Annotated in this window: 23 protein-coding genes and 1 pseudogene; 15 read left to right on the top strand and 9 right to left on the bottom strand. The window is 46.0% G+C overall.

Going from position 1 to position 25,586, the window contains the following annotated elements; all coding sequences use genetic code 11:
- Positions 1 to 129 precede the first annotated feature (129 nt).
- Entirely contained in the window at positions 130 to 948 is an 819-nt protein-coding gene (locus H6F74_RS03205; protein WP_199300786.1) for a DUF4142 domain-containing protein, read from the bottom strand.
- Between the two features lie 433 nt (positions 949 to 1,381).
- Here H6F74_RS03205 and H6F74_RS03200 point away from each other — a divergent pair, with 433 nt between their 5' ends.
- Complete coding sequence (locus H6F74_RS03200) at positions 1,382 to 3,403, top strand: FAD-dependent oxidoreductase (RefSeq protein WP_190436407.1); 2,022 nt, start codon at positions 1,382 to 1,384, stop codon at positions 3,401 to 3,403.
- Between the two features lie 204 nt (positions 3,404 to 3,607).
- Here the strand turns inward: H6F74_RS03200 and H6F74_RS03195 are convergent, their stop codons facing one another.
- Complete coding sequence (locus H6F74_RS03195; RefSeq protein WP_190436196.1) at positions 3,608 to 4,153, bottom strand: isochorismatase family cysteine hydrolase; 546 nt, start codon at positions 4,151 to 4,153, stop codon at positions 3,608 to 3,610.
- Positions 4,154 to 4,353: 200 nt separating this feature from the next.
- Positions 4,354 to 5,361, bottom strand: coding sequence for a hypothetical protein (locus tag H6F74_RS03190; RefSeq protein WP_190436194.1), 1,008 nt, complete (start codon positions 5,359 to 5,361; stop codon positions 4,354 to 4,356).
- Between the two features lie 79 nt (positions 5,362 to 5,440).
- Here H6F74_RS03190 and H6F74_RS03185 point away from each other — a divergent pair, with 79 nt between their 5' ends.
- Both H6F74_RS03185 and clpS read left to right on the top strand, forming a co-directional pair.
- Positions 5,441 to 6,049 (top strand): hypothetical protein, encoded by a 609-nt coding sequence (locus H6F74_RS03185; RefSeq protein ID WP_199300785.1) that lies wholly within the window; start codon positions 5,441 to 5,443, stop codon positions 6,047 to 6,049.
- Positions 6,050 to 6,225: 176 nt separating this feature from the next.
- Entirely contained in the window at positions 6,226 to 6,549 is a 324-nt protein-coding gene (gene clpS / locus H6F74_RS03180; RefSeq protein ID WP_190436191.1) for an ATP-dependent Clp protease adapter ClpS, read from the top strand.
- Positions 6,550 to 6,597: 48 nt separating this feature from the next.
- On the opposite strand, the gene H6F74_RS03175 is transcribed toward clpS, so the two are convergent.
- Positions 6,598 to 7,884 (bottom strand): acetylornithine/succinylornithine family transaminase, encoded by a 1,287-nt coding sequence (locus H6F74_RS03175; protein ID WP_190436188.1) that lies wholly within the window; start codon positions 7,882 to 7,884, stop codon positions 6,598 to 6,600.
- Positions 7,885 to 8,076: 192 nt separating this feature from the next.
- Between H6F74_RS03175 and H6F74_RS03170 the strand changes: the two genes are divergently transcribed.
- Positions 8,077 to 9,768, top strand: coding sequence for a sodium:proton antiporter (locus H6F74_RS03170; protein WP_242021773.1), 1,692 nt, complete (start codon positions 8,077 to 8,079; stop codon positions 9,766 to 9,768).
- Here H6F74_RS03170 and H6F74_RS03165 read toward each other — a convergent pair.
- On the bottom strand, positions 9,765 to 10,442 hold the full coding sequence (locus H6F74_RS03165; RefSeq protein ID WP_190436186.1) for a TrkA family potassium uptake protein: 678 nt from the start codon (positions 10,440 to 10,442) through the stop codon (positions 9,765 to 9,767). The two genes, H6F74_RS03170 and H6F74_RS03165, sit on opposite strands and share 4 nt — an antisense overlap.
- A 102-nt stretch (positions 10,443 to 10,544) precedes the next feature.
- On the opposite strand from H6F74_RS03165, the gene H6F74_RS03160 reads away from it, so the two are divergent.
- Together H6F74_RS03160 and H6F74_RS30855 are read left to right on the top strand one after the other, a co-directional pair.
- The gene (locus H6F74_RS03160) at positions 10,545 to 11,633 is read left to right on the top strand and encodes an NAD-binding protein (RefSeq protein WP_190436183.1); all 1,089 of its coding nucleotides are present in this window, start codon (positions 10,545 to 10,547) and stop codon (positions 11,631 to 11,633) included.
- A gap of 34 nt (positions 11,634 to 11,667) precedes the next feature.
- Positions 11,668 to 11,796: pseudogene (locus H6F74_RS30855) on the top strand (PD-(D/E)XK nuclease family transposase); the annotation flags it as partial.
- 150 nt (positions 11,797 to 11,946) lie between these two features.
- On the opposite strand, the gene H6F74_RS03150 reads toward H6F74_RS30855, so the two are convergent.
- Both H6F74_RS03150 and H6F74_RS03145 read right to left on the bottom strand, forming a co-directional pair.
- Positions 11,947 to 12,513 (bottom strand): retropepsin-like aspartic protease, encoded by a 567-nt coding sequence (locus H6F74_RS03150; protein WP_190436180.1) that lies wholly within the window; start codon positions 12,511 to 12,513, stop codon positions 11,947 to 11,949.
- A gap of 331 nt (positions 12,514 to 12,844) precedes the next feature.
- Positions 12,845 to 13,051, bottom strand: coding sequence for a glycogen debranching protein (locus tag H6F74_RS03145; RefSeq protein ID WP_190436177.1), 207 nt, complete (start codon positions 13,049 to 13,051; stop codon positions 12,845 to 12,847).
- A gap of 487 nt (positions 13,052 to 13,538) precedes the next feature.
- Between H6F74_RS03145 and H6F74_RS03140 the strand changes: the two genes are divergently transcribed.
- The 9 genes from H6F74_RS03140 (at position 13,539) to H6F74_RS03100 (ending at position 23,517) form a co-directional block, all read left to right on the top strand.
- Positions 13,539 to 14,537: an ABC transporter substrate-binding protein gene (locus H6F74_RS03140; protein WP_190436174.1), complete on the top strand. Its 999-nt coding sequence runs from the start codon at positions 13,539 to 13,541 to the stop codon at positions 14,535 to 14,537.
- A gap of 50 nt (positions 14,538 to 14,587) precedes the next feature.
- Positions 14,588 to 15,589 carry an ABC transporter substrate-binding protein gene (locus H6F74_RS03135; RefSeq protein ID WP_190436170.1) on the top strand — a complete coding sequence of 334 codons (1,002 nt, stop codon included), beginning with the start codon at positions 14,588 to 14,590 and terminating at the stop codon, positions 15,587 to 15,589.
- A gap of 34 nt (positions 15,590 to 15,623) precedes the next feature.
- Positions 15,624 to 16,628, top strand: a complete 1,005-nt coding sequence (locus tag H6F74_RS03130; protein ID WP_190436167.1) for an ABC transporter substrate-binding protein — start codon at positions 15,624 to 15,626, stop codon at positions 16,626 to 16,628.
- Positions 16,629 to 16,630: 2 nt separating this feature from the next.
- Entirely contained in the window at positions 16,631 to 19,252 is a 2,622-nt protein-coding gene (locus H6F74_RS03125; protein ID WP_190436164.1) for an ATP-binding protein, read from the top strand.
- A 402-nt stretch (positions 19,253 to 19,654) separates the two neighbouring features.
- Positions 19,655 to 19,948: a metalloregulator ArsR/SmtB family transcription factor gene (locus tag H6F74_RS03120; RefSeq protein ID WP_190436161.1), complete on the top strand. Its 294-nt coding sequence runs from the start codon at positions 19,655 to 19,657 to the stop codon at positions 19,946 to 19,948.
- 37 nt (positions 19,949 to 19,985) lie between these two features.
- Positions 19,986 to 20,825: a phosphate ABC transporter substrate-binding protein gene (locus tag H6F74_RS03115; protein WP_242021772.1), complete on the top strand. Its 840-nt coding sequence runs from the start codon at positions 19,986 to 19,988 to the stop codon at positions 20,823 to 20,825.
- Positions 20,806 to 21,657, top strand: coding sequence for a phosphate ABC transporter permease subunit PstC (pstC, locus tag H6F74_RS03110; protein WP_199300784.1), 852 nt, complete (start codon positions 20,806 to 20,808; stop codon positions 21,655 to 21,657). The genes H6F74_RS03115 and pstC overlap by 20 nt, the downstream gene beginning before the upstream one ends.
- Positions 21,658 to 21,756: 99 nt before the next feature.
- Positions 21,757 to 22,674 carry a phosphate ABC transporter permease PstA gene (gene pstA / locus H6F74_RS03105; RefSeq protein WP_190436153.1) on the top strand — a complete coding sequence of 306 codons (918 nt, stop codon included), beginning with the start codon at positions 21,757 to 21,759 and terminating at the stop codon, positions 22,672 to 22,674.
- 33 nt (positions 22,675 to 22,707) lie between these two features.
- Positions 22,708 to 23,517, top strand: coding sequence for a phosphate ABC transporter ATP-binding protein (locus H6F74_RS03100; RefSeq protein ID WP_190436150.1), 810 nt, complete (start codon positions 22,708 to 22,710; stop codon positions 23,515 to 23,517).
- Here the strand turns inward: H6F74_RS03100 and H6F74_RS03095 are convergent.
- Positions 23,482 to 24,003, bottom strand: coding sequence for a GNAT family N-acetyltransferase (locus H6F74_RS03095; RefSeq protein WP_190436144.1), 522 nt, complete (start codon positions 24,001 to 24,003; stop codon positions 23,482 to 23,484). The genes H6F74_RS03100 and H6F74_RS03095 overlap by 36 nt on opposite strands.
- Before the next feature lie 53 nt (positions 24,004 to 24,056).
- Complete coding sequence (locus H6F74_RS03090; RefSeq protein WP_190436140.1) at positions 24,057 to 25,181, bottom strand: RNA polymerase sigma factor, RpoD/SigA family; 1,125 nt, start codon at positions 25,179 to 25,181, stop codon at positions 24,057 to 24,059.
- Between the last annotated feature and the right edge of the window lie 405 nt (positions 25,182 to 25,586).

Here is a 25,586-nt window from a genome sequence, read left to right as displayed (position 1 = left end):
CAAAAGCGTAGGTATGCAAGTAGCGCTTGCATACCTACGCTTTGCGATCGCTCCTTCCTCCAAATCTAGCAAAGAGCGATCGCACTCTCCCAGAGGAAAATGCGATCGCTCTTTAGTTATTGCCCGATGCTACTGGTTCATCTGTGTCCCAGGAGTCATCTGCGTCCCAGGATTCGTCTGGGTTCCACGGTTCATCTGCGTCCCAGGAGTCGTCTGGGTTCCACGGTTCATCTGCATACCCGGTCTTGCAGGGGTAGCATCGTTTTTTCCAGCAAATGTGTTGCGTGTCATCGTCGCCGCCATTTGCAAATGGCCCTGCACCCTTGGCAAAATCCTAGCAGCAAAAGTTCTCAGATCCGGATCTTGTCCCAGCAGCACTTGACGCTGGTACACAGCCTGACTTTCCATGTGACCGTTAAGCCCGCCCTCCATCATATAGGCTTTATCGAAATTCTCTCCAGACAACTGCTGAAGCTGCATCATTGCTGCTTCATACTTTGGCCCGGGAGTGGTTGGAGGAGTGACACCCTTCTGGGCGGCTAAGCTCATGAGTTCTTTATTTGCTTGCGTATGCTCGTTAATCATCTGCTGAGCGAACTGCTTTACCTCAGCGTTTGTTGACTTTCGCAACGCTAGTTGCCCAAGTTGTACTTCTGCTATTCCCCCGTGAGCAGCATCCATAACAAACTGCCTGTCTAAGGCGCTAAGTTGGTTGTTTCTTGGCGACATTCCAGGTGCTGGCGACATCGGCCGGTTTGGTGACATTCCAGGTGCTGGTGACATTCCAGGTGCTGGCGACATCCCAGGTGCTGGCGACATCCCAGGTGCTGGCGACATCCCAGGTGCTGGCGATGTGGGTCGGCTTGTTTGAGCTACGGCTGAGTAACCCAAAGACGCAAATAGTCCAGCTGCCACCAGAGCGGCAGTTGCTGTTGCCCGTCTAATCATTGTCAAAGTTCCTTACCTTTCTGAGTTTATATGTGTCCTAATACATTTATTAATCTGTCACCAGATTAATAATTTTAGGACGGTTTTAAAGCGCGATTTTTGTGATTTTTACCCAGACTAGGAGGAATATCTGAGCAGTCAACCATCTATTGTTAATGATGCTTTACTTTGGATAAATTCCCTCTTTCTTTAGGTATGTGTATTTACCAATTAAAGCTAAAACTTAATTCTAAAGAAACTATTAGACACCTAACTATAGATAGATGAAGGTTTATCAAAAAGCAAAATTAAAAAAACTTTAAAAGCAGTGCTTGGGCAATATCCAAGTCACAAAGAGGCACTTGTGTAGCAAAAGCTTGCATTGAACAATTTGGGAGTGGTAGCGTCACAGAGCTAGTTAAATTTACGTAGAAGCTGCAATATAGCCCAAATGATGAAGCGATCGCTCCTTAGCCTCACTATCGGCTTAACTTTCCTAGAATCAGTCGTTCCAGTCGCCTTGGCCGCGCCACCCAGAAGCCCAGACCAAACTGTAGAATGTGAAATTTTGGTTGCGGGAGGCGGACTTTCCGGTGCCGCAACAGCGTATGAAGCCTTGCTATCCGGGCGAACCGTTTGCTTAACTGAGATTACCGACTGGGTAGGCGGACAGATTTCCGCCCAAGGAACTTCAGCACTAGATGAACGCCCCACCCAGCGCCAGCAGCTATTTTATTCTCGCGGTTACTTGGATTTGCGGCAGCGGATCAAGAGTAAATATGGAGAACTCAACCCAGGCGACTGTTGGGTAAGCGAATCCTGCTTTTTGCCCAAAGATGCTCATAACATACTCTTCAATCAGTTAAAAGATGCCGCCAGACGGGGAAAAGGTACGCTGAAATGGTTTCCCTCGACGGTGGTTAAGGAACTAGACATCAACCAAAGTGGGAAACTGATTCAAGGCGCGATCGCTATCCAGCATCGTCCAGTTAAAGGCGCACCACCGCTAAACACTTTACCGCTGTCTCAAACCATCGAAGATTCCTATCGCTACGAGAATTCCCCTCAGTTTGAAAAAAGTATTGTCCGCTTCGTACCCCAGCAGCGGAAAAAGCAAACCGGGGGAACAGCCCCTGATTGGTATGTAGTTGATGCAACGGAAACCGGGGAATTGATAGGCTTAGCGGACGTTCCCTATCGGCTAGGTATCGACCCCCGATCTTACCTAGAACCATCGTCCTCCAGCGAAACAGGCGATCGCTACTGCACCCAAGGCTTTACCTACACCTTTGCTATGGAGGCAACCGATAAACCGCAAGCCCACACTGCGCCGCCGTTTTACGAACAATATGCGCCTTACTACAGCTATGAATTACAGCGATTGGCGGACTTTGGGCTTGTCTTTACTTATCGGCGCATTTGGAGTCCGAAAGAGGGACAACAAACCAAATTTGGGGGTGTTACTTATAGCGCACCAGCACCTGGCGACATCTCGATGCAGAACTGGACTTGGGGTAACGACTACCGCCCTGGAACTGCCGAAGATAACTTAATTTACTCCCGCGATCAGTTGCAAGCCAGCGGACAGCTACAGCCCGGAGGGTGGATGGGAGGACTGCGGACAGAAACCCTCCGTAAAGGTGAAGAAAATGCCTTGGGATATTTCCATTGGTTGGTAGCCGGAACTACTGATTCTCAACTAGGCGTAAACGTCAAGCAGCCGCAACCAAATAATCGCTATTTGAGTGGGCTAGATTCCCCGATGGGAACAGCACATGGCTTGTCTAAGTACCCATATATGCGGGAAGGACGGCGGATTATTGGACGACCTGGTTGGGGACATCCCCAAGGCTTTACCTTGTGGGAAATTGATATTTCTCGTCGCGACTACAACGATGAATATTACCGCAACACTCTCTCACCACAAACCTATCGTAGTTTACGGGCAGCAATTGCAGGTTTTGAAGCAGCAAGTGCGATCGCAGGCACCAAGCCTTTAGATCAAATCATGCGGCGCAGTCGTTCCACAATTTACCCGGATTCTATCGGTATTGGTCATTATGCGATTGACTTCCATCCTTGCATGACTATGAGTCCGGCAGAAGCCCCAGGTAACAAAGAACGTGAGGGCGAACGGCGGGGTGCAGGACAAGCGTATCCGTTCCAAATTCCACTCAGAGCATTAATTCCCCAAAAAATCGACAATATGTTAGTCGCTGGGAAAAGTATTGCCACCAGCCACATCGCCGCCGCCGCCTATCGGGTACATTCCTTTGAATGGTCAGCTGGTGCAGCTGCGGGAACAACAGCCGCTTTTGCCTTGGAAAACGGGATAATGCCTTATCAGCTAGTAGATGAACTGCCACGTCCGGAACCGCAATTAGAAGCACTCAAACGTCGTTTGCAGAAAAATAGCAACCCAATTACTTTTCCAGATACCTCAATTTTTAACCAGAATTGGGAAGAGTGGAAGTAAGATTTGCTAATGGCTAATTGCTAATGGCTAATTGCTAATTGCTAATTGCTAATTGCTAATTGCTAATTGTTTTTTTATTACTATAGCAATCCTATCTGAGGCGTAAAATTCTCTCTTTTTTCTTTTTGGAACGCCTCGGTGGTTCGTTTTTTTACAAACCAATTAGGATTGCTATATTAGCAATTAGCAATTAGCAATTAGCAATTATTTTGCCGTTTCTACAGGTGCAGCCAGCCACCCATCGCTTACACCAGCGTCGCGCAGCCGCATAGCACCGATATTGCGGCTGAGTACCGCTAAACCTGCCAAGTGAGCTTGCAAGCCTGCCGTACTAGCGCAGCAATCGGTTAGGATAATTGGTTCTACGCTGATGTCAAAAAGATCCATTGCGATTTTTAACACGCACATATCGGTATCGATACCGACGATGAAGATCCGCTTAATATCATGCTTTGAGAGATAGTCTGCCAAGGAATCCGGCAGCCCACATAGTCCCCACTTGGAAAAAATGAGGTCTTCTTCTGCAAAGGTTTGGAGTTCCGGGACAATGTTTGTGTCTGGTTCGTGGTTGCAGCCGTCCCAGTTGAGGAAGCGACTATATGGCCCATTTTGCGAGTTGATAAACCGAGTAAACAAAAGCGGTGTATAGTGCGATCGCGCGATCGCACGGGCGATGCGTCGTGGGATGTGATGGGTGAATTCGTTGATGAAACCGGGTTGCACATCAACGATCAGTAATGGCTCGGACATTTAAACGGTATTTTATAAATTGAGGAATCTATCTTTCATAATTAGAAGAGTTATTAAAGGGAATTTCTACCCCTCTAAAGTTATAAACCCACTTTTGCAGCCTAATTTTAGGTTAGGTTGAGGCAACCGAAACCAAACAAAGGCTCATTAATTGTTGCTGGTGGCTAATTGAAGAATTACCATTAGCCATTAGCCATTAGCTACTTTTCAGACCAAATTGGCAATTGATTAATTTCTTCTAGGGTTAACTCGACATAGGTGATGTCATTTTCCTGGGCAACTTCTTGACCAAAATAGCCCTCCGGGCCATCGTGGGTGTGGGGGCCGCTGATACTAGCTGTATACTTGCCTCGCAGACGAGCTTGATTATATTCGCTGCCAACGTTCCACAGCCAGCGCGACGGGAAAATAATGCCGCCTATATCTTCAACCCAGTCTCGACGACCTCGCAGATGGTAGAAATGCTCGCTGGCATTAAAGCCAGTTCTGCCATTAAAGACACCACCAATCGAAACTATAATGATTTTTGCATCTAGCCACTTGTCAAGATAGGCAGCTGCACCCAAGGAAACTTCTACACCGCCACTCGTACCAGCGAGAATAATTTTAAAAGGTTTATTCTGAAGCTGTGCGATAGGATACTTAGCATTCATCCGTTCGATGATGGCATCGGCAATTCCCTGATTATAAACTTCGCCATAGCGAGGATCGGCTGAGATTGCGAATCGCCAGATATTGCGAATTTTGATCAGCACGTTTGCTATTCCAAACCAACCATCTGCCTTATTAGCAAAGTTCCATAGGGGAGCTAGCACTCGCTGACCTCCTAAACCCTTGTTAGCTGCTGAGTAAGGGAAAACATCCCCTACGGCTACGCAGTTGGGATTAATTTTAACTATCCGGTCTAGAAACTCTTCTTCTCCGGGAGTTAATTCATTAGCAGAAAAATCCCCCACTCCTGAGAGATAAACAATGTAACAATTTATTTGGGAAGATTTAACAACAGAAGTTACCGCATTGTTAGGTGGCAGAGTATAAGGCTGGTTTTTCTTCAATCCTACAGTTTCAGCCCCTTGCCCTAGCCACCACATCAGTGTTCCGACAGGCGAGATGATTCCCCAAATTAGGAGGATGAATCCCGCTAGGATCAATAACCTTAAGGTTCCACCCCGAAGCCATAGAAGTATCCGCCCAATTAGTTGCAGCATTCAAGAATGTCTAGTTACCTGATTTCATTATCATGCCGCAAAGGTTGAACTTTTTTTGTAATCTGCTGTCTGAAACTGTATGCTATCAAGTTGTCAGCAATTGCGATCGCAGGGATTCAACGTGAGTGACCAGAAATCAAAAGGCAGTTTTGGAAAGACGCTTTGGAAGGCTCTCTCTTTGGATGCAAATTTTTATGAAAATGCTCCCAATACTCCAATAACGAATCGCATAGCCCGCACGATGGTGATTTTCGCCGCAGTGTCTCACGCTTTGGGCAGTGCAGTCATTTTATTAATTAATCGGGCATCGCTTCCTGTGCTGGTTGTCGCACTTTTGATAGATGGCATCAGCGTCGTGGCAGGCTACTATTTTTGGACTTTAACTATCTCGAAGATTGGGGATTGGCTAAAGCCGAATCATGTAGCGTTTGGGGATTTGCTGATTCCGATTGGCTTTGCCTATGCTCCCCAAGTGCTGAACTTCTTAACGTTGATTCCTTTGCTTGGGCGGGGTATTGAGTTGGGGCTATCTGTCTGGAGTTTGCTGGCTGTTATTGTTGCAGTACGCCAAGGTTTAGATATTACTACGGTTTGGGCAGCGTCGATTTGTTTGGTGGGGTGGCCTCTGATTCAGATAGCGATTGGCTCTGTACAGGTACTTCAACAGGATTTGGTAGGGCGCTTTTAAGGGATAAAAATTTAAAATGCCAGACAAGCGTGGTGCGGGACGTATTACCCAAAGCGTCGCCAGGTTAGAAGTTGGGGGAGGTTAGGCTTTGGTTTGGGGGATTTCTGTAATAAATCGTTAAAATGAGATAAATAGCTGTAAGTTAATTTTGTTAAAGTATTTTCGGAAACTGCCTTATGACTAGCAGACTTTCAGCGGTTGACGCGATCGCCTCTGCACCAATTCAAGCTCCTGAACGGTCTAGTCAAGTTGTCCGCAAACAATATCCCAATTACAAAGTCATCGTGTTGGACGATGATTTTAATACGTTTGAACACGTTCACGAGTGCTTGGTGAAGTATATTCCCCAGATGACGAGCGATCGCGCTTGGGAACACACCTACGAAGTCCACTTTGAAGGTCAAGCACTCGTTTGGGTTGGCCCCCAAGAGCAAGCGGAACTTTACCACGAGCAACTTTCTCGCGCTGGGTTAACTATGGCTCCTGTGGAAGCGGCGTAAAAAAGATAGCTAATGGCTAATAAACAATTAGCCATTAGCCATTAGCCATTAGCCATTAGCTATAACTGTTGCCATTGCTTTTTCAACTGCTTGCAAGGCTTGGTCTATTTCTTGAGCTGATACAATTAGCGGCGGGACAAAGCGGATTACTTTGGGGCCTGCGGGGACGAGTAACACACCGTTAGCGATCGCTTCTTTGACGACATCAGCACTCGTTAGCTGAGTTTCGGCGTTTAATTCCATACCATTAATTAAACCCCAACCGCGCACTTCGCTAATTTGGTCGGGATATTTAGATGCGATCGCTTTCAACCCGGCCCTTAACTGTTCGCCGCGTTCTTGCACATTAGCAAGCAGATTTTCTTTCTCTAGGGTTTGACAAACAGTTAAAGCCACAGCACAAGCAAAAGGGTTTCCGCCAAAGGTGCTGGCATGATCTCCCGGCTGGAAGACATCACAGAACTTCTTGCACATTGTCGCACCAATCGGGATGCCGCCCCCTAATCCCTTAGCAGAAGTGAAGATATCCGGTTCAATTCCCAGATTTTCATATCCCCAGAATTTGCCGCTGCGACCCATGCCAACTTGCACTTCATCTAAAATTAGCAAGATGCCGTTCTCATCGCATATTTTCCGCAATTCTTGGAAGTATTCCACATCGCCGGGACGCACGCCGCCTTCTCCCTGCAAGGCTTCCAGCATAATTGCGGTGACGGCTTGATCGCCTTCGTCTAGGGTAGCGATCGCATTCTTGATCGCCCCAATATCGTTGTATGGCACGTAGAAAAATCCCGGCATCAACGGGTCAAAATTCTTCTGATACTTCGGTTGACCTGTGGCGGTAATCGTCGCCAACGTGCGCCCGTGGAAGCTGGCGTGAGCAGTCAAAATAATCGGCTTTTGTATCCCTTTGACCGTGTGGGCGTATTTCCGAGCCAGTTTAATCGCCCCCTCGTTTGCCTCAGCCCCAGAGTTGCAGAAAAACACCCGATCCGCGCAGGAATGCTCAATCAGCCATTTTGCCAGTTCCCCTTGCACGGGGATGTAATACAAGTTAGAAACGTGATGCAGAGTCTGAATTTGCCGCGTTACTGTTTCCACCAAGGCTGGGTGAGCGTGTCCTAGAGTACAGGTAGCAATCCCGGCTACAAAGTCCAGGTACTCGCGTCCCTCCGTATCCCACAAACGGCAACCTTCACCCCGTTCTAAAGCGATGGGATACCGCCCGTAGGTGGTCATCACAGACTCGTTAAAGCCTGCTGGATCGTAAGGGGAAGATACTACTGGCCCTGACTCGGCTGGTATTGACGGATCTTGAATGAGAGTTTCTATCACTGGTTACTCCTGGTGAATTTTTTATGGTTATTTCGCATCTTAATGGGAATTCTCAAAAATTTTTGTCTAAACGGAACATCAAACCATGACAAAGCAATTATTGCATCTAAAAATACTGGTTGCTGGTGCGATCGCTCTGTGCTAACGTAACTGCGAAAACTCTACATCTGTAAATGTAAACTGGAGCGTGGAATGCTGCGATCGCTCCTCACGTTTGTTTGTACCAATCAGCTAAATCAGATGATGCGTCTATTCTCCTTAGCGAAACCCCTTGTCTGGTGCTTTCCGCAGCCGTTTATTCTCGCTAATCTTAACGAAACCAACCAACAGCCTCAAGCAAACATTGCAGAATTAGTCCCGATTCTGATTATTCTCCTGCTAGTTGCCACAGTTGTTGCCCTAGTGACACAGCGGCTTCGCGTTCCCTACGTCACGGGTTTAGTGTTGGCAGGTTTGCCGATTACAGAGCTATTTTCTCGTCGGATTGGACTAGATCCTTCCCTGGTGTTGAATCTTTTCCTGCCAATCCTCATCTTTGAAGCTGGCATCAATACAGATGTCAGCCGTCTCCGAAGCACATTTAAACCAATTGCCCTCTTAGCTGGCCCTGGGGCTTTACTTTCTTCTGCGATGATTGCCGTTCTGTTGAAATTTGGACTGGGGCTAGCTTGGATACCGGCGCTACTAATTGGAGTCATTCTCGCAAACACTGATACAGTTTCAATGATTGCCGTTTTTAAGGAGATACCTGTACCCTCCCGGCTTTCCACCATCGTTGAAGGAGAAACCCTATTCAACGATGCCGCCGCCCTAGTTTCATTTAACCTGATTCTGACCGTGTATTCGACAGGTTCGCTCACGGTATTAGAAGGAATCCAACAACTGTTATTTGTTGCCGTAGGAGGCAGTCTCGTCGGCTTAGTTTTGGGCTACTTAAGCATACCTGTATTTATTCGTTTACACGACCCCCTTAGCAGTCTTTTACTGACAGTTGCAGTTGCATTAGGAACCTTCCAGATTGGGCAATCTTTAGGGGTATCCGGTGCTGTGGCTGTGGTTGTGGCTGGATTAATTTTCGGGAATATTGGACTTTCTCGCAGCACGTCTGCTTCCGAGCGAATTGCGTTGTTGAGTTTTTGGGACTATGCCAGTTTTGCGGTCAATACCTTTATTTTTCTGCTGATTGGTGTAGAAATAAACCCGGTGACGTTCTGGAGGACTTTGCCAGCGGTTCTGCTTGCGGTTTTGGCTTACCAAATTGCGCGAGTTCTCACTGTCTATCCGTTGTTGGCTGGGGTACGTTTGTTTGACCGTCCGATTCCATTGCGTTGGCAGCACGTCCTGTTTTTAGGTAACATCAAAGGCTCTCTTTCAATGGCTCTTGCCCTCAGTTTACCTACAACACTACCGGGGCGAGAGCAGCTGATCGCCTTAGTGTTTGGTGCGGTGCTGATATCTCTCGTAGGGCAGGGTGTAAGTTTACCTTGGTTTGTACGGCGGTTGCAGCTATCCCATTTCTCAGATTCTCGCCAGCAGGTTGAGGAATTGCAAGCTCAGTTGATTGCTTCTAAGGCAGCTCAAGATGAACTGGATAGTCTCCTGAAAAAAGGAGTTTTGCCAAAAAGTGTTTACGAAGAAATCCGAGCCGCATATCAGGTGCGAGTGGCAGGGGCAGAAAAAGCGCTGCGGAATCTTTATAATCGTCGTCCGGGAGAATTAGTTGAAGGCGATCGCTCAAAACTTGACGCGATTAGACGACGATTGCTATTGGCAGAAAAAGGGGCGTTGAATGAGGCAATTCGGCAGCGAATTCTCTCTGAGGAAATCGTGCAAGGGCGGATAAAAATGATTGATGAACAACTGATGAAACTAGAAGATGATTAGGTGCAACCGTTGATAAAATCGATGGCTTGATGTAATGATCCTGGCTTCGTTACCATTAATATCGTCGCTCCCGGCTCTAAAACTGTACTGCCGTTGGGAATCTCTAAATCCATGTGGGGATGGGATTGATAACCAATAATTAAAGATCCCGTAGGAAATTGGGGTTCTTGAGCGATTTCAGCAAGGGTACGACCGACAACATAGCACTTTTCTGGAATCGAGAGTTTTAAAACTTCTATTTGACCCTGCTCAAAGTGCATCATTGATTCTACTTGCGGATACTCAATCGCATTTACCATTGTGGAAACTCCTAAATCGACGGTACTGATGATATGAGAAGCCCCGACAAGGCGTAGGGGTTCGGCAAAATCACGGTGGCGCATTCGACTCACAATATGGGAAACGCCGTAGTGTTTAGCGAGAGTGACCATTGCTAGATTTAAGGCATCGTGCCGGAGAACGGCTGCTACGGCATCAGCTTTGTGAATCCCGGCTTCTAATAGCACTTCGGTACTGACAGCACTGCCTTCAAAAGCCATTGCGCCGACTTCTTCGCGGGCATAACGGCAGGCACTCGGATCGATATCAATTACGGCGACGGTATGCCCCAGTTCTACCAGCCGTTGCGCCAAATCCAACCCAACAAGTCCGGCTCCGCCAATGAGTACGTACATAGTTGATCTCTAAGAATGTTGACTTTATGTTTCACTTTACAAGTTGGGAACAGTTATCCTGCGATGGAATGCTCATTTTTTTTTACCTCTATTTTGATCTAAGTGAGTACAGGCACTGTACGCGATTCTCGGACAGCACTTGAACAAAAATATCGACGTATCCGCAAAGAGCTAATTGGCGGGACAATCGCTCTCGGCGGCGTAGCCCTCGGCGGCACTCTTTGGTATAAGCTGGTTGAAGGCTGGTCGTGGTCAGACGCGGCTTATATGACTGTGATCACCCTGGCAACTGTGGGGTATGGGGAAACTAATCCTTTAGGCGATCGCGGTCGGCTGTTTACCATTACCCTGATTTTGATGGGTGTGATCAGCATTGGTTATATCGTCAATCGGTTTACAGAAGCCCTGATCCAAGGCTACTTTCAAGAAGGAATACTACTGAGGCAACGGAGGCGTTTGGTGGATTCCTTAAATGAACATTACATCCTTTGCGGATTTGGTCGCACCGGGCGGCACATTGCTGTAGAATTTGCTGCCGAGGGCATCCCATTTGTGATTATTGACTCTCAGCCAGAGCAAGTAGAGGAGTCACAGGGGCTGGGTTATATTGCCGTACAGGGCGATGCTACTCTGGATGATACTCTGCATCGGGTAGGAATTGAGCGGGCGATTTGTTTGGTGGCGGCGTTACCTTCGGATGCGGAAAATCTTTATACGGTGCTTTCGGCAAAAACGCTGAATCCGCAAATTCGCGCGATCGCGCGTGCTAGTACGGAAGAAGCTGTACAAAAGTTGCAACGCGCCGGGGCTGATGCTGTTGTCTCTCCTTATATTACTGGCGGTAGGCGCATGGCTGCTGCTGCCCTTAGACCCCAGGTGATGGATTTTGTGGATGGGATTCTCACGGGGACGGATCGGGCTTTTTATATGGAAGAGTTTCTGATCGATCCCCAAAGTTGTCCGGTTGTCGGGCAATCTTTAAGGGAAGCGAGGTTGCGATCGCAATCTGGTGCTTTAGTTCTGGCGATTCGTCGCGCTGATGGCACTCTTATTGGCGGCCCCACTGGTGAAACTCAATTAATGCCTAAAGATTTACTGATTTGCATGGGTACGGCTGAACAATTACGAATGCTCAGTCAAATTCTTATTCCCATCAGTTCCCGCAAGTTTCGTCCACCTAAACACACTTAAAATTAAGCTTATGTCTAATTACTAATTACCAATTATGGTCTTCATTAATCCTAAGATTGATTATGCTTTCAAGAAAATCTTTGGTTCTCTGCAAAGTAAGGATATTCTAATCAGTTTCTTAAATGCTCTTTTCTATGATGCTCAACTTGTCATCAAAGATTTATAAATCATCGATCCTTATCAAGTTCCCCGCGTTTCTGGCTTAAAAGTGCTATAGGAAACCAATTTTTTTTTCAATTTTAGGCTAATGAAAGGAAGAGGGAAAAAAGAAGAACTTTTTTCCCTCTTCCCTTTCCCTTTTCCTTTTCCCTTTTTACCGCCGCCGTTCTCTAAACACAATCATGTTTTGTCGCATCGTGACGTTATAACCGCTGAAAAAGTTTTGTCCTAAAAGTGGCGCTCCGGCTACTAAAACTGTAAAATCTTCTATTACAGCACCGCCTACGTCAATAGAAGATACACGTCCTACTGGTACTTCAATAGTCTCACCATTAGCTACTCTTACTCGTGTTGTACCAGTCTTGCGAAACCCTATTTGATTTGCCATCTGTGGGGTAATTATTGTTACGCTTGCCCCAGTGTCTACCATCATCGGGAATCTACGCCTGTTGTTAAAAGTAACTTCAACTACGGGTATTCCCGACTGCCGTCCTATAATTGGGACTTCAAATATTTGTTGGTTTCTTCTTTGTTCCAAACGCTCCCTTCTTTGAGCCAATTGGTTTGTGCTTGCGGGACGTTCATTTAGAGGTGAGTCTAAAGCAGCTGCTAAAGCTTTTTCAGAGGTGTCCCCATAGCTGTTATAGGCAACAGTGGTAAATGCTAGTGTGCTAGATAGTAAAAGGAGTGTGGCACCAAATCGAGAATGTTTTTGCATCATAGTGTGTAATAGATGCGCTCAAGAGCGTCACAAAGTGAGTTTTACAAAGCTGAATTTTACAGTACGCTGAACTTGCAATTCGCGTAAGCAACAACTGTTTGGCTTTACTGAAGTTATGGTAAAAACAGTAGCAAGAAATGCCCAACTTCTCAGGAGCGGCATGACATCAGTAATCAGTTTTGTTTATCGCCACAAAGTCAGAAGAGCCAAATTTATCTACAAGTGAAGTTCCAGTTTTCCAGATTAATTAGCAAATAAATTTGCCAAACTCCAGATGATCCCAATCGCACCCCTGACGAAAGAGCTAATAAACAAGAGCTTTCATCGATTATTAATCTAGCTTTAGGGCGTTAACTGGCACTTCGTCCCAAGAATCGACTGTCCGCAATCTAGCAATCCAACCTGCACATTTTTGAACTTCAGTCAAGTTCTGTTTGTAGGAATCATGACAATCTTTTGCCTGCTCCTCATCACAACAGGCAATGCAAGCATGGATCATACCAGACGGGTCGATCTGTTCGTTTACCCAAATCGTCATTAGGCCATTCCCCCTGAATTTTAAATGGATGGACTGGTTGAGTAGAGTTATTTGTTCAACTCAAGAAAAATCGCTTACTTCAAGGGCGGCACTCGCGCTTGTTCGAGGGATTTTATATTGATTTGTGCTTAATCTACTTATACCAAGTCGCGTTATCTAATACACCAGACCGTAATCGCAAGGCAAAGGTGTTTTGCAATTGTGGATTCAGTTGTGTAACTGATTAGCCTGCATTGATACCAACACCATTAACCACAGATATACAATACCACCGTTAAATCTTAGACAAAATTGGGAATTCTAAGAAAGGAACCAGAGGCGGTAGCCTTCTTAGCGCATCACTCAATTGGCTCAAGGGAGGGAAACGTTACCAAGCGTTCTGGACAGCGATCCATCCCTAAGACAAGCGCCGGAGTTAAGAATCGCCATCCTATTAGGTTAACTGCGAAAGGCAGTAGGACTCTAGTTCAATCACAAATTTAGTTTCATGAAATCTCGAATTCTCCGCTTTGCGTCCCTTTTCTTACTCAGCCTGGTACTCGTCACAGCTTGTAATAGCACGACAACCGTAACTTCCCGCCCAGAACAGCCGCCCTTGGAAGTCGGCTACAATCTCTGGCCTGGGCTTTTTCCGATAGCGATCGCATCTGAAAAAGAATTCTTCACGGCCCAAGGGGTGAAAGTCAAACCCGTCTATATCCAAAACTTTTTAGATTCGGTGTCTGAGTTCGCTGCTGGAAAATATGATGGAGTCGCCATCACAGTAAGTAGCCTGATGAGCATTATTGGGAAAAACCCAGATGTGCAGATTGTGATGGCAACTGATGAATCGGCTGGTTCTGACGCAATTGTAGTTCGCCCGGATGTTAAAAGTGTCCCTGATTTGAAGGGCAAGCGCCTCGGAGTCAGGTTAGGCGAAGGAGAATTATTTGTGAGCGAAATGCTCCAGAAACATGGTTTGACTACCGATAATGTAACTCTAGTCAACGTAGAAGGAGAAGCGGTTCCAGCACGTTTTAAGAGCGGTGATATTCAAGCGGGACATACTTGGGAACCGTACCTATCTGAAGTTACTAAATCGGGAGGGCGAGTCTTATTCAGCAGTAAGGATACACCCGGCTTAATTTCAACTGTAATTGTGTTTCGCACTTCGGTATTACGCGATCGCCTAAAAGACGTTCAAGCATTTATTCGCGCTTGGTTCCAAGCTCAAGACTATTGGCAGGCAAATCCCGAAGAAAGTAAAGCGCTGATTGCGAAAACGCTCTCCATCAAACCTGAAGAAGTTTCCACTGAGGGGGTCAAGTTGTACACCTTAAAAGACAACTTAAAAGCCTTTACTCCCAGTTCTACAACCGAGTCGTTGTACCATACCACCAAATTGTACGCTGACTTCTATATTCGCACCGGAGGGCTAAGCACTGCGCCAGATATTCAAAAACTGATTGATCCGTCCTTTGTGCAGCAGTTGCAATCGGGAAGTTGACACAAAAGGCAACATCACCCCATTCAATGAAAAATTAACAGTTTTTCTGTATGAAATCTCAGTTTATCCGTTTTGTGTCTCTTTTATTGCTCAGCATTGTGCTGGTTACAGCCTGCAATGGCACAACCTCTACAAACTCTAAGCCTGAGCTTCCACCGCTGCGAATTGCCTACAATCTGTGGCCAGGATATTTCCCGATGGAGATTGCTTCAGAACAAGGATTTTTTGCCGCTCAAGAGGTGAAAGTTGAACCTGTGTATTCAGAAAACTATTTAGGGGTTGTCTCTGATTTTAGTGCAGGTAAATATGATGGCATCATCGTAACATTGGGTGGTGTTATGAGCATGATTGGGAAAAACCCCAATATACAAATTGTCTTGGAAACCGATCAATCGGCTGGTGCTGACACTGTAGTGGTGCAACGCGATATTAAAAGTGTGGCTGACTTGAAGGGCAAGCGACTCGGCGTGAAGTTAGGCGACTACGGAGAATTGTTTGTTGTCAAGATGCTGGAGAGTAATGGTCTTACGACCGATGACGTGACCCTAGTCGATATAGAAGGGGAAGCGATTCCAGCACACATAAAAAGCGGTGATATTCAAGCCGGACAAACTTGGTATCCCTACACATTAGATGCACTGAAAGCCGGAGCGCAGGTACTATTTACCAGTAAGCAAACGCCTAGGTTGATTCCGAATGTCATCGTGTTTCGCAGTAATGTAATACGCGATCGCCCTGCACAGATAAAAGCATTTGTCCGAGCTTGGTTCCAAGCCCAAGATTATTGGAAAGCCAACCCAGAAGAAAGCAAAGAACTGATTGCTAAAAGGTTGAAGATTAAACCGGAGAGCGTTTCAACCGATAACATTCAGCTGTCCACCTTGAAAGAAAACTTAAAGGCGTTTACTCCCGGCTCCACAGAAGAGTCGTTGTACCATACCGCCAAATTGTACGCCGACTTCTCAATTCGCACAGGAGGGCTAAGCACTGCGCCAGATATTCAAAAACTGATTGAGCCGTCCTTTGTGCAGCAGTTGCAGCCAGGAAGTTGACCGCATTCAGTCACACACATCAACAGGTTTTAGCATGAAATATCGATTGCTACGCTTTGTATCTCTTGTATTACTCAGCATTGTGCTAATCACCGCCTGCAATAGCACGACAACAGTAGTTACTTCGAGTTCACAGTCTTTGCCTCTTAGGGTCGGCTATAGTCTCTGGGCTGGACACTTTCCAATAGCGATCGCCCAAGAAAAAGGGTTCTTCCAAGCGCAGGGTGTTAAAGTCGAACCCGTTTATTCAGAAAACTTTCTCGTACCCCTGTCTAACTTCAGTGCTAATAAAAATGATGGGGTTGCTCTGCCATTAGGTAGCGTTATGAGTAAGCTTGGCCAAAACCCAGAGGCAAAAATTGTTTTAGTCACTGATCAATCAGCTGGTGCTGACGCAATAGTAGCTGGGCGCGATATAAAAAGCGTGGCTGATTTGAAGGGCAAGCGGCTCGGCACTAAGTTAGGTGATTTCGGAGAACTGTTTGTCACCAAGATACTAGAAACTAAAGGTCTTTCTAGTCAAGATGTTAGCTTAGTCAATATAGAAGCAGAAGCAATTCCAGGTTTCTTAAAAAGTGGTGAAATTCAAGCAGGACAAACCTGGGAACCCTATGTGTCTCAAGCAGTCAAATCTGGGGCTAAAGTGCTATTCACCAGTAAGCAGACCCCTGGGTTGATTCCAGATGTCATCATGTTTCAGGGCAATGTGCTACGCGATCGCCCTCAAGATGTGAAAGCATTTATTCGAGCTTGGTTTCAAGCCCAAGATTACTGGAAAGCTAATCCAGAAGAAAGCAAAGCAATAATTGCCAAAACCCTGAAAATTAAACCTGAAACCATTTCAACAGATGGCATCCAGTTGTCTACTTTGCAAGACAACTTAAAGGCATTTACTCCAGGTTCGACAACAGAGTCGCTGTATCATACAGCAAAATTGTACGCCGACTTTTATACTCGTACCGGAGGGCTAAGCGCTGCGCCGGATATTCAAAAACTAATCGATCCGTCCTTTGTGCAGCAGTTACAAAAGGTAAATTGACCGTGAAACATTTCCAACTTTCTACCCTACGCAATAAGCTGATCTTTTCTTTCTTGGGTGTGGCGCTCCTCCCCTTGCTGGTACTGGCATTCTTGAATCAGCGAGCCACGCAAAAAGTGCTGACGGACAATGCTAATCAAACCCTCTTAGCAGCAGCCACCCAAACTGCTCTCAGTATTGATGCTTTTATCAACTCTAATCTGGACGCTGTACGAGTGGAGGCACAGTTGCCAGTCTTCAGCAAGTACTTAGGTTTACCTGCTAACCAGAGACAAAGTATCGCCGCAGAAGTTGAGGGCGCTTTACGTTCGCTCAGCCGTAAAGATACTTTGAATATCTCCTCATACGCGCTGCTCGATCGTCAGGGGCGAGATGTAATTGATACCTATACACCAGATATCGGTCTAGATAAATCTGACTGGGATTACTTTCAGCGACCGTTTAAAACTGGCTTACCCTATGTCTCGCCCATCCAGTTTTCTCCAGGTAGTAATGAGATCGGTTTATACTTCAGTAGTCCGATACGAAATGCGTCGGGAAATATCATCGGTGTCTTGCGTATCCGTTATAACGCTGCTGTTGTCCAGCGATTGGTTAGCCAAAATACCGACCTGGTGAAAGGAAGCGCATCCTTGGCGATTTTGCTGGACGAGTACCATATCCGTTTAGCTCAAGGCAACGCACCTGAGTTAAATTTTAAATCGGTCACGCCCCTGCCACCTGCCCAAGTGAAAGCTCTGCAAGCAGAAGGACGGTTGCCGCAAGGGAAAATGGCAGACCTGTCAACAAATTTGCCTACTTTTGAGCAAGGTCTAGATAACGCTGCAACATCCCCTTACTTTACAACCGCCTTAGACGCTAGAAGTAATAAGCCGAACGCAGCAGCAGTTACCAAGTTAAAGACGCAGCCGTGGTTTGTGGTTTTCGTCCAGCCTGAAGCGGTATTTCTTGCACCAATCGAAGCCCAAATCCGCGACACGCTGTTGCTGGCTCTAATTATTACCGGGGTTGTGATCGTTGCTGCTGTTACGATGGCACAACTGCTGGCTAAGCCGCTGATTTACCTAAGTAGCACGGTTACGCAATTTACTACTGGCAACCTCAAAGCTCGTAGCTCGATCCAATCGAAGGACGAAATTGGCATTTTAGCAACAAGTTTCAATCATATGGCACAGCAGGTGGGTAAACTGCTGCAAGGCTTAGAAGAGCGTACTAACGAACTGGAAGTGAGCCAGCACGTTACAGTAGCGGTGAGCGAACTCTCGAAAGCGCTTCTCGATCCGGAACTCCTATTGCGGGAAGCGATCGCCCTGATGCAAAATCGCTTTGGTTTACACTATGTTCAGATATATCTATTAGATCAAACGAACAGCAAACTGGTTAGGTGGGCTGATGGCAGTTACGATATACTCAGGCAAGACGAAAGTGCCTATATCTCGCTAGAGTGCGATCGCTCTGTTGTCGCTCATGCGGCCAGAACTCACCAACCCGTCTGGGTGGATGATATCAGTAATGTATTGACAGAAAAAGAATTACAACCTGGTCAAGAGGGTTCTGAGGTAGCCATCCCCCTGATCAGTCGTGGCACGCTTTTGGGGGTGCTTAATATCCAAGATTACCAAAGCGATCGCTTCAGCCAAACCGATCTCGATACATTCAAAACTTTGGCTGGACAAATCGCCACGGCTTGGGAAAATGCTCGTTTATTTGAAAAAATTCAAAAAGCTGAAGCTAAATACCGAGACAAAGCTAAAGAGTTGGAACAAACGCTACACGAGTTAAAACAAACTCAAACACAATTGATTCAAACCGAAAAAATGTCTAGTTTGGGTCAGTTAGTGGCTGGCGTAGCCCATGAAATTAATAATCCGGTTAACTTTATCTATGGCAACGTCACCCCTGCCACTGAATATCTGCAAGATTTATTGCAATTGCTGGATTTGTATCAGCAGCACTACCCCGATCCTGTCCCGGAAATTCAAACGCATATTGAAGAGATTGAGCTTAACTACCTGACAGAGGACTTTCAGAAAATCTTGTCCTCTATGAGATTGGGATCTGAGCGTATACGTCAAATTGTTCTTTCTCTAAGAAACTTTTCTCGTTTGGATGAAGCGGATATGAAAGAAGTTGATATTCACGAGGGCATTGATAGTACGCTAGTGATTTTGCAAAATCAACTCAAAAATAAACCAGGGCATCCTGAAATTCAGGTGATTAAAGAATATGGAAAATTGCCCTTGGTCGAGTGCTATGCCGGACAAATCAATCAAGTATTTATGAATTTACTCACGAATGCGATTGATTCTCTAGATGAGTACAACCGTAAGCGATCACTAGAAGAAATTAAAGACGATCCCGGCACTATCCGGATTTGCACCAAGGTTGTAGACCGCAATCAAGTAGAAATCCGGATTATAGACAATGGTTTAGGTATTACACCAGAGGTTAAACAAAGACTATTCGATCCTTTCTTCACCACGAAAACTGTTGGTAAAGGGACTGGGCTTGGCTTAGCGATTAGCTACCAAATTATTGTTGAAAAACATAAGGGAAATTTAGAGTGTATTTCTACACCCGGAAAAGGGGCTGAATTGGCGATGAGGATTCCGATTAGAGTTTAGAATAAGTGTTTTTTTAAGAGAGCGATCGCGTTTAGCAATCTCATACCACTAATTTTCTATTAAATATACATAGTACACCGTTTTTGTCAAGCTGGTATTAGAAACCTAACCCTCAACCCTTTTCCCTATTCCGGGAAGAGGAAATCACTCTTAGCCCCTACCCGCACTTCGTGCCGCTAACGCGAAAACAGCGCTTCGCTGACCCTAACGTAGGGCAGAGGTATCCCTTGAAGTATGGAGCTGGTGCCTATATACACTTGGAAACCAACTGCATAACCTCATGTTCCTTTAAGAAAATATTAAGGTATAACTAATGAATGGTTATTGATATGAATATAATTTGATATCAATAACCATTCAGCTCCCTCCTGGGTTTATTCCCAACTTCCACAAGGTGAATCCATGCAGTCGTTTTGCGCCCAAAAACTGAAAACCTTGGCAGACTCAACACGGCTTGAGGTTTTAGAACTCTTGATGAACGGTCCCAAGCACGTTGGCGAGATAAATGCAGTGCTGGGGTTGCAGCAGAGTTTGCTATCGCACCATCTCAAAGTTCTGCGGGAAGAAGGTTTTGTGACGGCGACGCGAGATGGTAAAGCGGTGCTTTATCAGCTAGATCCCGCAGTTGAGAGGGCAAATGCTGGGAAGGCGATTGACTTGGGATGTTGCCTACTCTCGTTTGAATCACACAGATAAAAAAAACTTAAATTCATCACAGATGAAGAACCTAAAAATGCTTGCCTTCCTTTCGACGGGGTTAGCTGCTTGCTTCTGGCTGCAATCTTGTGCCAAGCCCCCGTCAGTGGCAAACCAGTCGTCCGATAACTTACAAGGCAAACTGGTCTTGACTGGATCTAGTACGGTAGCGCCCCTTGCTTCAGAAATTGCCAAGCGGTATGAAACTCAACATCCGGGAGTCCGGATTGACGTGCAATCAGGTGGCTCTTCGCGGGGAGTTGCAGATGCCCGTCAGGGTGTAGCGGATATCGGCATGGTGTCGCGAAGTCTCAAAGATAACGAAAAGGATCTGCAAGCCTTCACCATTGCTAAAGATGGCATCTCGGTCATTGTTAATAAAGACAATCCAGTTAAAAGTCTGAGTGACAAGCAAATTGTTGATATTTACAACGATAAAATCAATAATTGGGAACAAGTCGGCGGGAAAGATGCCCCGATTACGGTTGTTAATAAGGCTGAAGGTCGCTCTACTTTAGAACTTTTTGCCAGTCATTTCAAATTAGAAACGAAAAATATAAAAGCCGATGTAGTGATTGGCGATAACGAGCAAGGAATCAAGACAGTAGCCGGTAATCCTAATGCTATTGGTTACGTCTCTATTGGTTCTGGCGAATATGCTGCTACCCACAATACTCCCATCAAACTATTGCCAGTTGAAGGAGTAGAAGCCTCAATTGCCAACGTCAGTAAAGGCACTTTTCCCATTTCTCGCCCTCTGAATCTGGTGACGAAAACTACACCCACTGGATTATCAAAGAATTTTATTGATTTTGCCAGTTCCCAGAGCGTGCAAGACATTGTAAAGGAGCAATATTTTGTCCCAGTTACGAAATGAAGCCATCCTCGTCTGGATGTTGCGAGGAATGGCGATTGTTTCCGGTGCAATTGTTCTCCTAATTCTAGTTTTCCTGATTTGGGAAACCTTACCTATCCTGCAAAGTATCGGGCTGACACGCTTCTTCAACGACCCCTCTTGGCATCCAACGAGTGATGAATTTAACCTAACACCAATGCTTTCGGGGACGCTTTTAGTGATGTCTGGCGCAGTGTTAATAGCAACTCCGGTGGGCATTCTCTCAGGAGTTTTTTGTCACTATTACGCACCCCCAGTTTTAGCCAAACTTTACCGACGATTGATCGAGCTTTTGGCAGGTATTCCCTCGGTGGTTTATGGCTTCTGGGGTTTAGTTGTGCTGGTGCCAATTATCGGACGGATTCACCCGCCGGGGCCGAGTTTATTAGCTGGAACTTTAATTCTGACACTAATGATTTTGCCCACCATTGCTCTAGTAGCGGACGCTAGCCTTGCCAACGTTCCCCCAGATTATCTGCGGGGGGCGGCGGCGCTGGGATTGGGACGCTGGGCGATTGTACGCGGGGTGGTTTTCCCGGCGGCAAAGTCAGGGCTATTAACGGGGATCATCTTGGAAACCGGACGGGCAATTGGCGAAACAATGGCAGTGCTGATGGTTTGCGGTAACGTGGTTCAGGTGCCAAAAAGTGTTTTTGAACCAGTACGGACGTTGACGGCAAATATTGCCTTAGAGATGGCTTACGCAGTAGGAAATCACCGCGCCGCCTTGTTTGTTAGCGGGTTGGTATTAATGGCGATGATTGTAGCTTTAGTAATTGCTGCGGAAAAGAGCAACAAAGGACACATTTATTAATGCGGTTCAATTAGAATTACCAACAAAAATTTGCGTAAGTTCGGTTTAGTTTCTCAAGCCAACCTGCAATTATTTTTAACTAGATAGGATTACACCCCTATGACTAATCCCTTAGGAAAATTACAAGTAAAAAGGCAAAATACAAAAGAAAAAACCAAGTTTTTGCATTTTGACTTTTTACCTTCTTCAGAGCTACTTTCAACCGTGGTCATTTGGGCTGTTGTGGCTGTGGTAACAGCTTCGCTGTTGTGGCTGTTAAGCGATATTATCTGGCATGGTATCGGTCAAATTAACTGGGACTTTCTAACAACAGAACCGCGCAATGCTGGGCGAAATGGGGGAATCGCCCCAATTTTAGTCTCGACAGGGCTAATTGTGGGAGTCTGCATGGCGGTTTCAATTCCTCTGGGAGTGGGGACTGCTATATTGCTGGCTGAGTTCACCTCGAATGATAGTATTTTGGGACGTTTGGTGCGCCTCAGTTTAGATGTTTTAGCAGGTGTACCTTCGATTGTTTTCGGTCTTTTCGGTAACGCTTTCTTCTGCAAAACTTTGGGGATGGGTTTCTCTATTCTTTCCGGTGGGTTGACGCTGGCGTGTATGGTGCTGCCGATTCTGATTCGCTCAACGCAGGAGGGTTTGCGAGGTGTACCGGACGATTATCGACGTTCGGCGGCGGCGCTGGGACTCTCGCGTACAGCAACATTATGGGAGTTACTGCTACCAGCAGCAATGCCTGGGTTAGTGGTGGGGTTACTGTTGGGTTTGGGACGAGCGATCGCAGAAACTGCTGCTTTAATCTTTACCAGCGGTTACGTAGACCGAATGCCAGAGTCATTGTGGGATTCCGGGCGATCGCTCTCTGTGCACATTTACGACCTCGCCATGAACGTTTCTGGCGGTGAATCAAATGCCTACGCCTCCGCCCTAGTATTAGTCAGCTTTCTATTACTAATTAATGCGGCAATATCTTGGCTAGCGGAGCGTTTTCGGCAATCACGAATTTGGATAGCGTAAGTTTCTCTGCGTCCTCAGCGGTTCAAATTTTTCATGAAAAATACAAGCAAAAACGAGCAACACTCAACATTACTCCTAACTCAGCCACCGGAAATACAAACTGAGAATTTAAGCCTGTCTTACGCTAATAAACCAGCATTTAAAGATGTCACATTCTCCATCAAATCCGGTAGCATTACGGCGCTTATCGGCCCTTCCGGCTGTGGCAAAACTAGCTTTTTAACTTGCCTGAACCGCCTCACCGATTTAACTGCAAGCTGTCGATTATCAGGGCGGATTCTGCTGGGAAATCAAGATGTGCAAGAAATCGATGTAATTTCATTGCGTCGCCGCGTGGGAATGCTATTTCAAAAACCCAACCCGTTTCCGCTTTCAATTATCAGAAATATCGAATTTCCGCTTAGGGAACACGGAGTGAAAAGTCGAGAAAAAATCGATGAAGTTGTAGAGGATGCTTTGCGTGATGTCGGCTTATGGGATGAGGTGAAGGACAGGCTGAAATCTCCTGCCCTTGCCCTCTCCGGCGGTCAACAACAACGGTTGTGTCTTGCCAGAGCGATCGCGCTCAAACCTGATGTTCTCCTAATGGATGAGCCTTGCAGCGCCCTCGATCCCCTTTCTAGTGAAGTGGTAGAGGATTTAATCGCTAATCTGCGCGGTAAATATACGGTTCTCGTCGTCACCCACAATCTGGCACAGGCAAAGCGCATTGCTGATGATGTGGCGCTATTTTGGTTTCAAAATGGCGCAGGACAATTGATCGAATCCGGTTCAGTTACCCAGATATTTGCATCCCCACAGCACCCTCTAACGGCTGCCTACGTCACTGGCAGAAGAGGTTAATGGTGCAGATGCTAGGTTGGTGAGGGATTCGCCAGCCACTCGGCAAATCCGCCAGTCGGGTAAGACATCTGCACCCATGCGCTGATAGAATGCGATCGCGGGTTGATTCCAATCCAGCACGCTCCACTCCATCCGGCCGCAGCCACGGTCAACTGCAAGCTTTGCCAAATAGCTAAAAATCTGTTTACCAATACCTTGACGACGATATGCTGGGAGAACAAACAAGTCTTCCAGATAAATTCCCGGCTTGGTGAGAAATGTCGAATAGTTATGAAAAAACAGGGCAAACCCGACTGCTTGCCCATTATATTCAGCTATAATCGCCTCCACATAGGGTTTAGAGCCGAATAAGTGTTCTTTCAGGTCGTTAGCATTGCCAGTGACAGCATGAGATAGTTTCTCATACTCTGCCAGCCTCTCAATCAAGCGAAACAGCATTGGCACATCAGCTGGAGTAGCTGGGCGCAAATTCAAATCATTGATCATTTGTAAATAGCTAATAGCTAATTGTAAATTACCATTAGCTATTAGCTGATAACTTAACTAAGCCAACCTTTCAAACGTTTAGCGACTTGGGGACGGCGCAGTTTTCGCATTGCTTTGCTTTGAATCTGACGCACTCGTTCGCGGGAGAGATTGAACAAACAGCCGACTTCTTCTAATGTGTAAGGTTCGCTGCTAGTTAAACCATACCGCAGAGAGATGACATCTTTTTCGCGCTCGGTGAGAACATCGCCTAAGACTTCCCAAATTTCCTGACGCATCATCGCTTCGCTCATTTGTTCTTCGGGAGATTGGTTATCACCATCTTCCAGAAGATCCATCAGCTCGGTTTCTTCGCCCTTACCTATGCGATGATTTAGAGAAAGCGATCGCCTCCGCAACTGTAACAACTGCCGCAACTGGTTTGGCTCAATTTCTAGAGCCTTCGCCATTTCTTCTTCTGTAGGATTGCGGTGCAATTCTTGCTTTAGTTCCCGCTGCGCTTTTTTGAGTTTATTCAGCTTCTCAACAATGTGGATTGGCAAGCGAATTGTCCGAGCATCATTCGCAATTGTCCGGGTAATTGCCTGACGAATCCACCAATAGGCATAGGTAGAAAACTTATAACCTTTGTCTGGGTCGAATTTTTCCGTCGCGCGGTTTAATCCGAGTGCGCCTTCCTGAATCAAATCCAGAAATTGAACGCCCCGATTTAAATAACGTTTAGCAATAGAAACAACCAAGCGCAGGTTTGAGCGAATCATCTTCCTTTTCGCTACTCTACCGCGATAAAGGTGATGCTCAAGCTGCCTTTCCGTCATGCCATCTGCTGCTGCTATTTCTGCTTTTGTAGGCTTGCGTCCCAACTCCTCTTGCAATTTTTCTTGAAGCGCCTCTATTTTTACTAAAAATTGGACGCGATGCGCTAACTCTACTTCTTCCTCTGGTTTGAGAAGTGGATAGCGGGCCATCTCTTTAAAGAAAGCTCCCACTGTATCGTCGGAAACAGTTTTGCGGTAGCCGGAAGGACGGCCAGCCGCTAATTTATCCACTTCCTCTGAGATTTCAGCTTCGACACTGCCTATTTCATCAGATTCCTCTAGATGGTGTTGGGGAATATCTGCAAAATCGTTATCAGATATAGATTCCACGTCACTTGGGTTCAGTTCAGCAATATTCATAACAAGGTCTGAGTCGGTATTGGATAAAGCGAGTGTGTTTAGATGATTGCTCTCTTTGTACATATCCATGACGGACTGAAGACAAGCTCTCTAAGCAAAGAATCAAGGCTCAATCTTTATTTCTCCTTTTTACTTCTCTGCTATTTTTGTTGTTCATTTATCTGATAGTGACTTAAGCAAATAGCTACCAGTATTGAAACAATCAAAATGTCTTTTTCCCACCTGTTGAGAAAGCAAATTGCTTTTTTAGGCTACCAAAATATTCTTTTCTGATTGTTCTCCTGATTACAGAATATATAATTCCTTTAGATTTGGTGGAGATTCGGATAAAAAATCAGGAGAAATGAAGGTAAAGCTTTAGTCTATCAGACGGTTGCCTTTAGCTTTCACGTCGTGGATAAAATT

Source organism: Trichocoleus sp. FACHB-90 (assembly GCF_014695505.1).
Lineage (GTDB): Bacteria > Cyanobacteriota > Cyanobacteriia > Cyanobacteriales > FACHB-T130 > Funiculus > Funiculus sociatus.
This window is presented reverse-complemented; position numbering and strand designations above follow the sequence as displayed.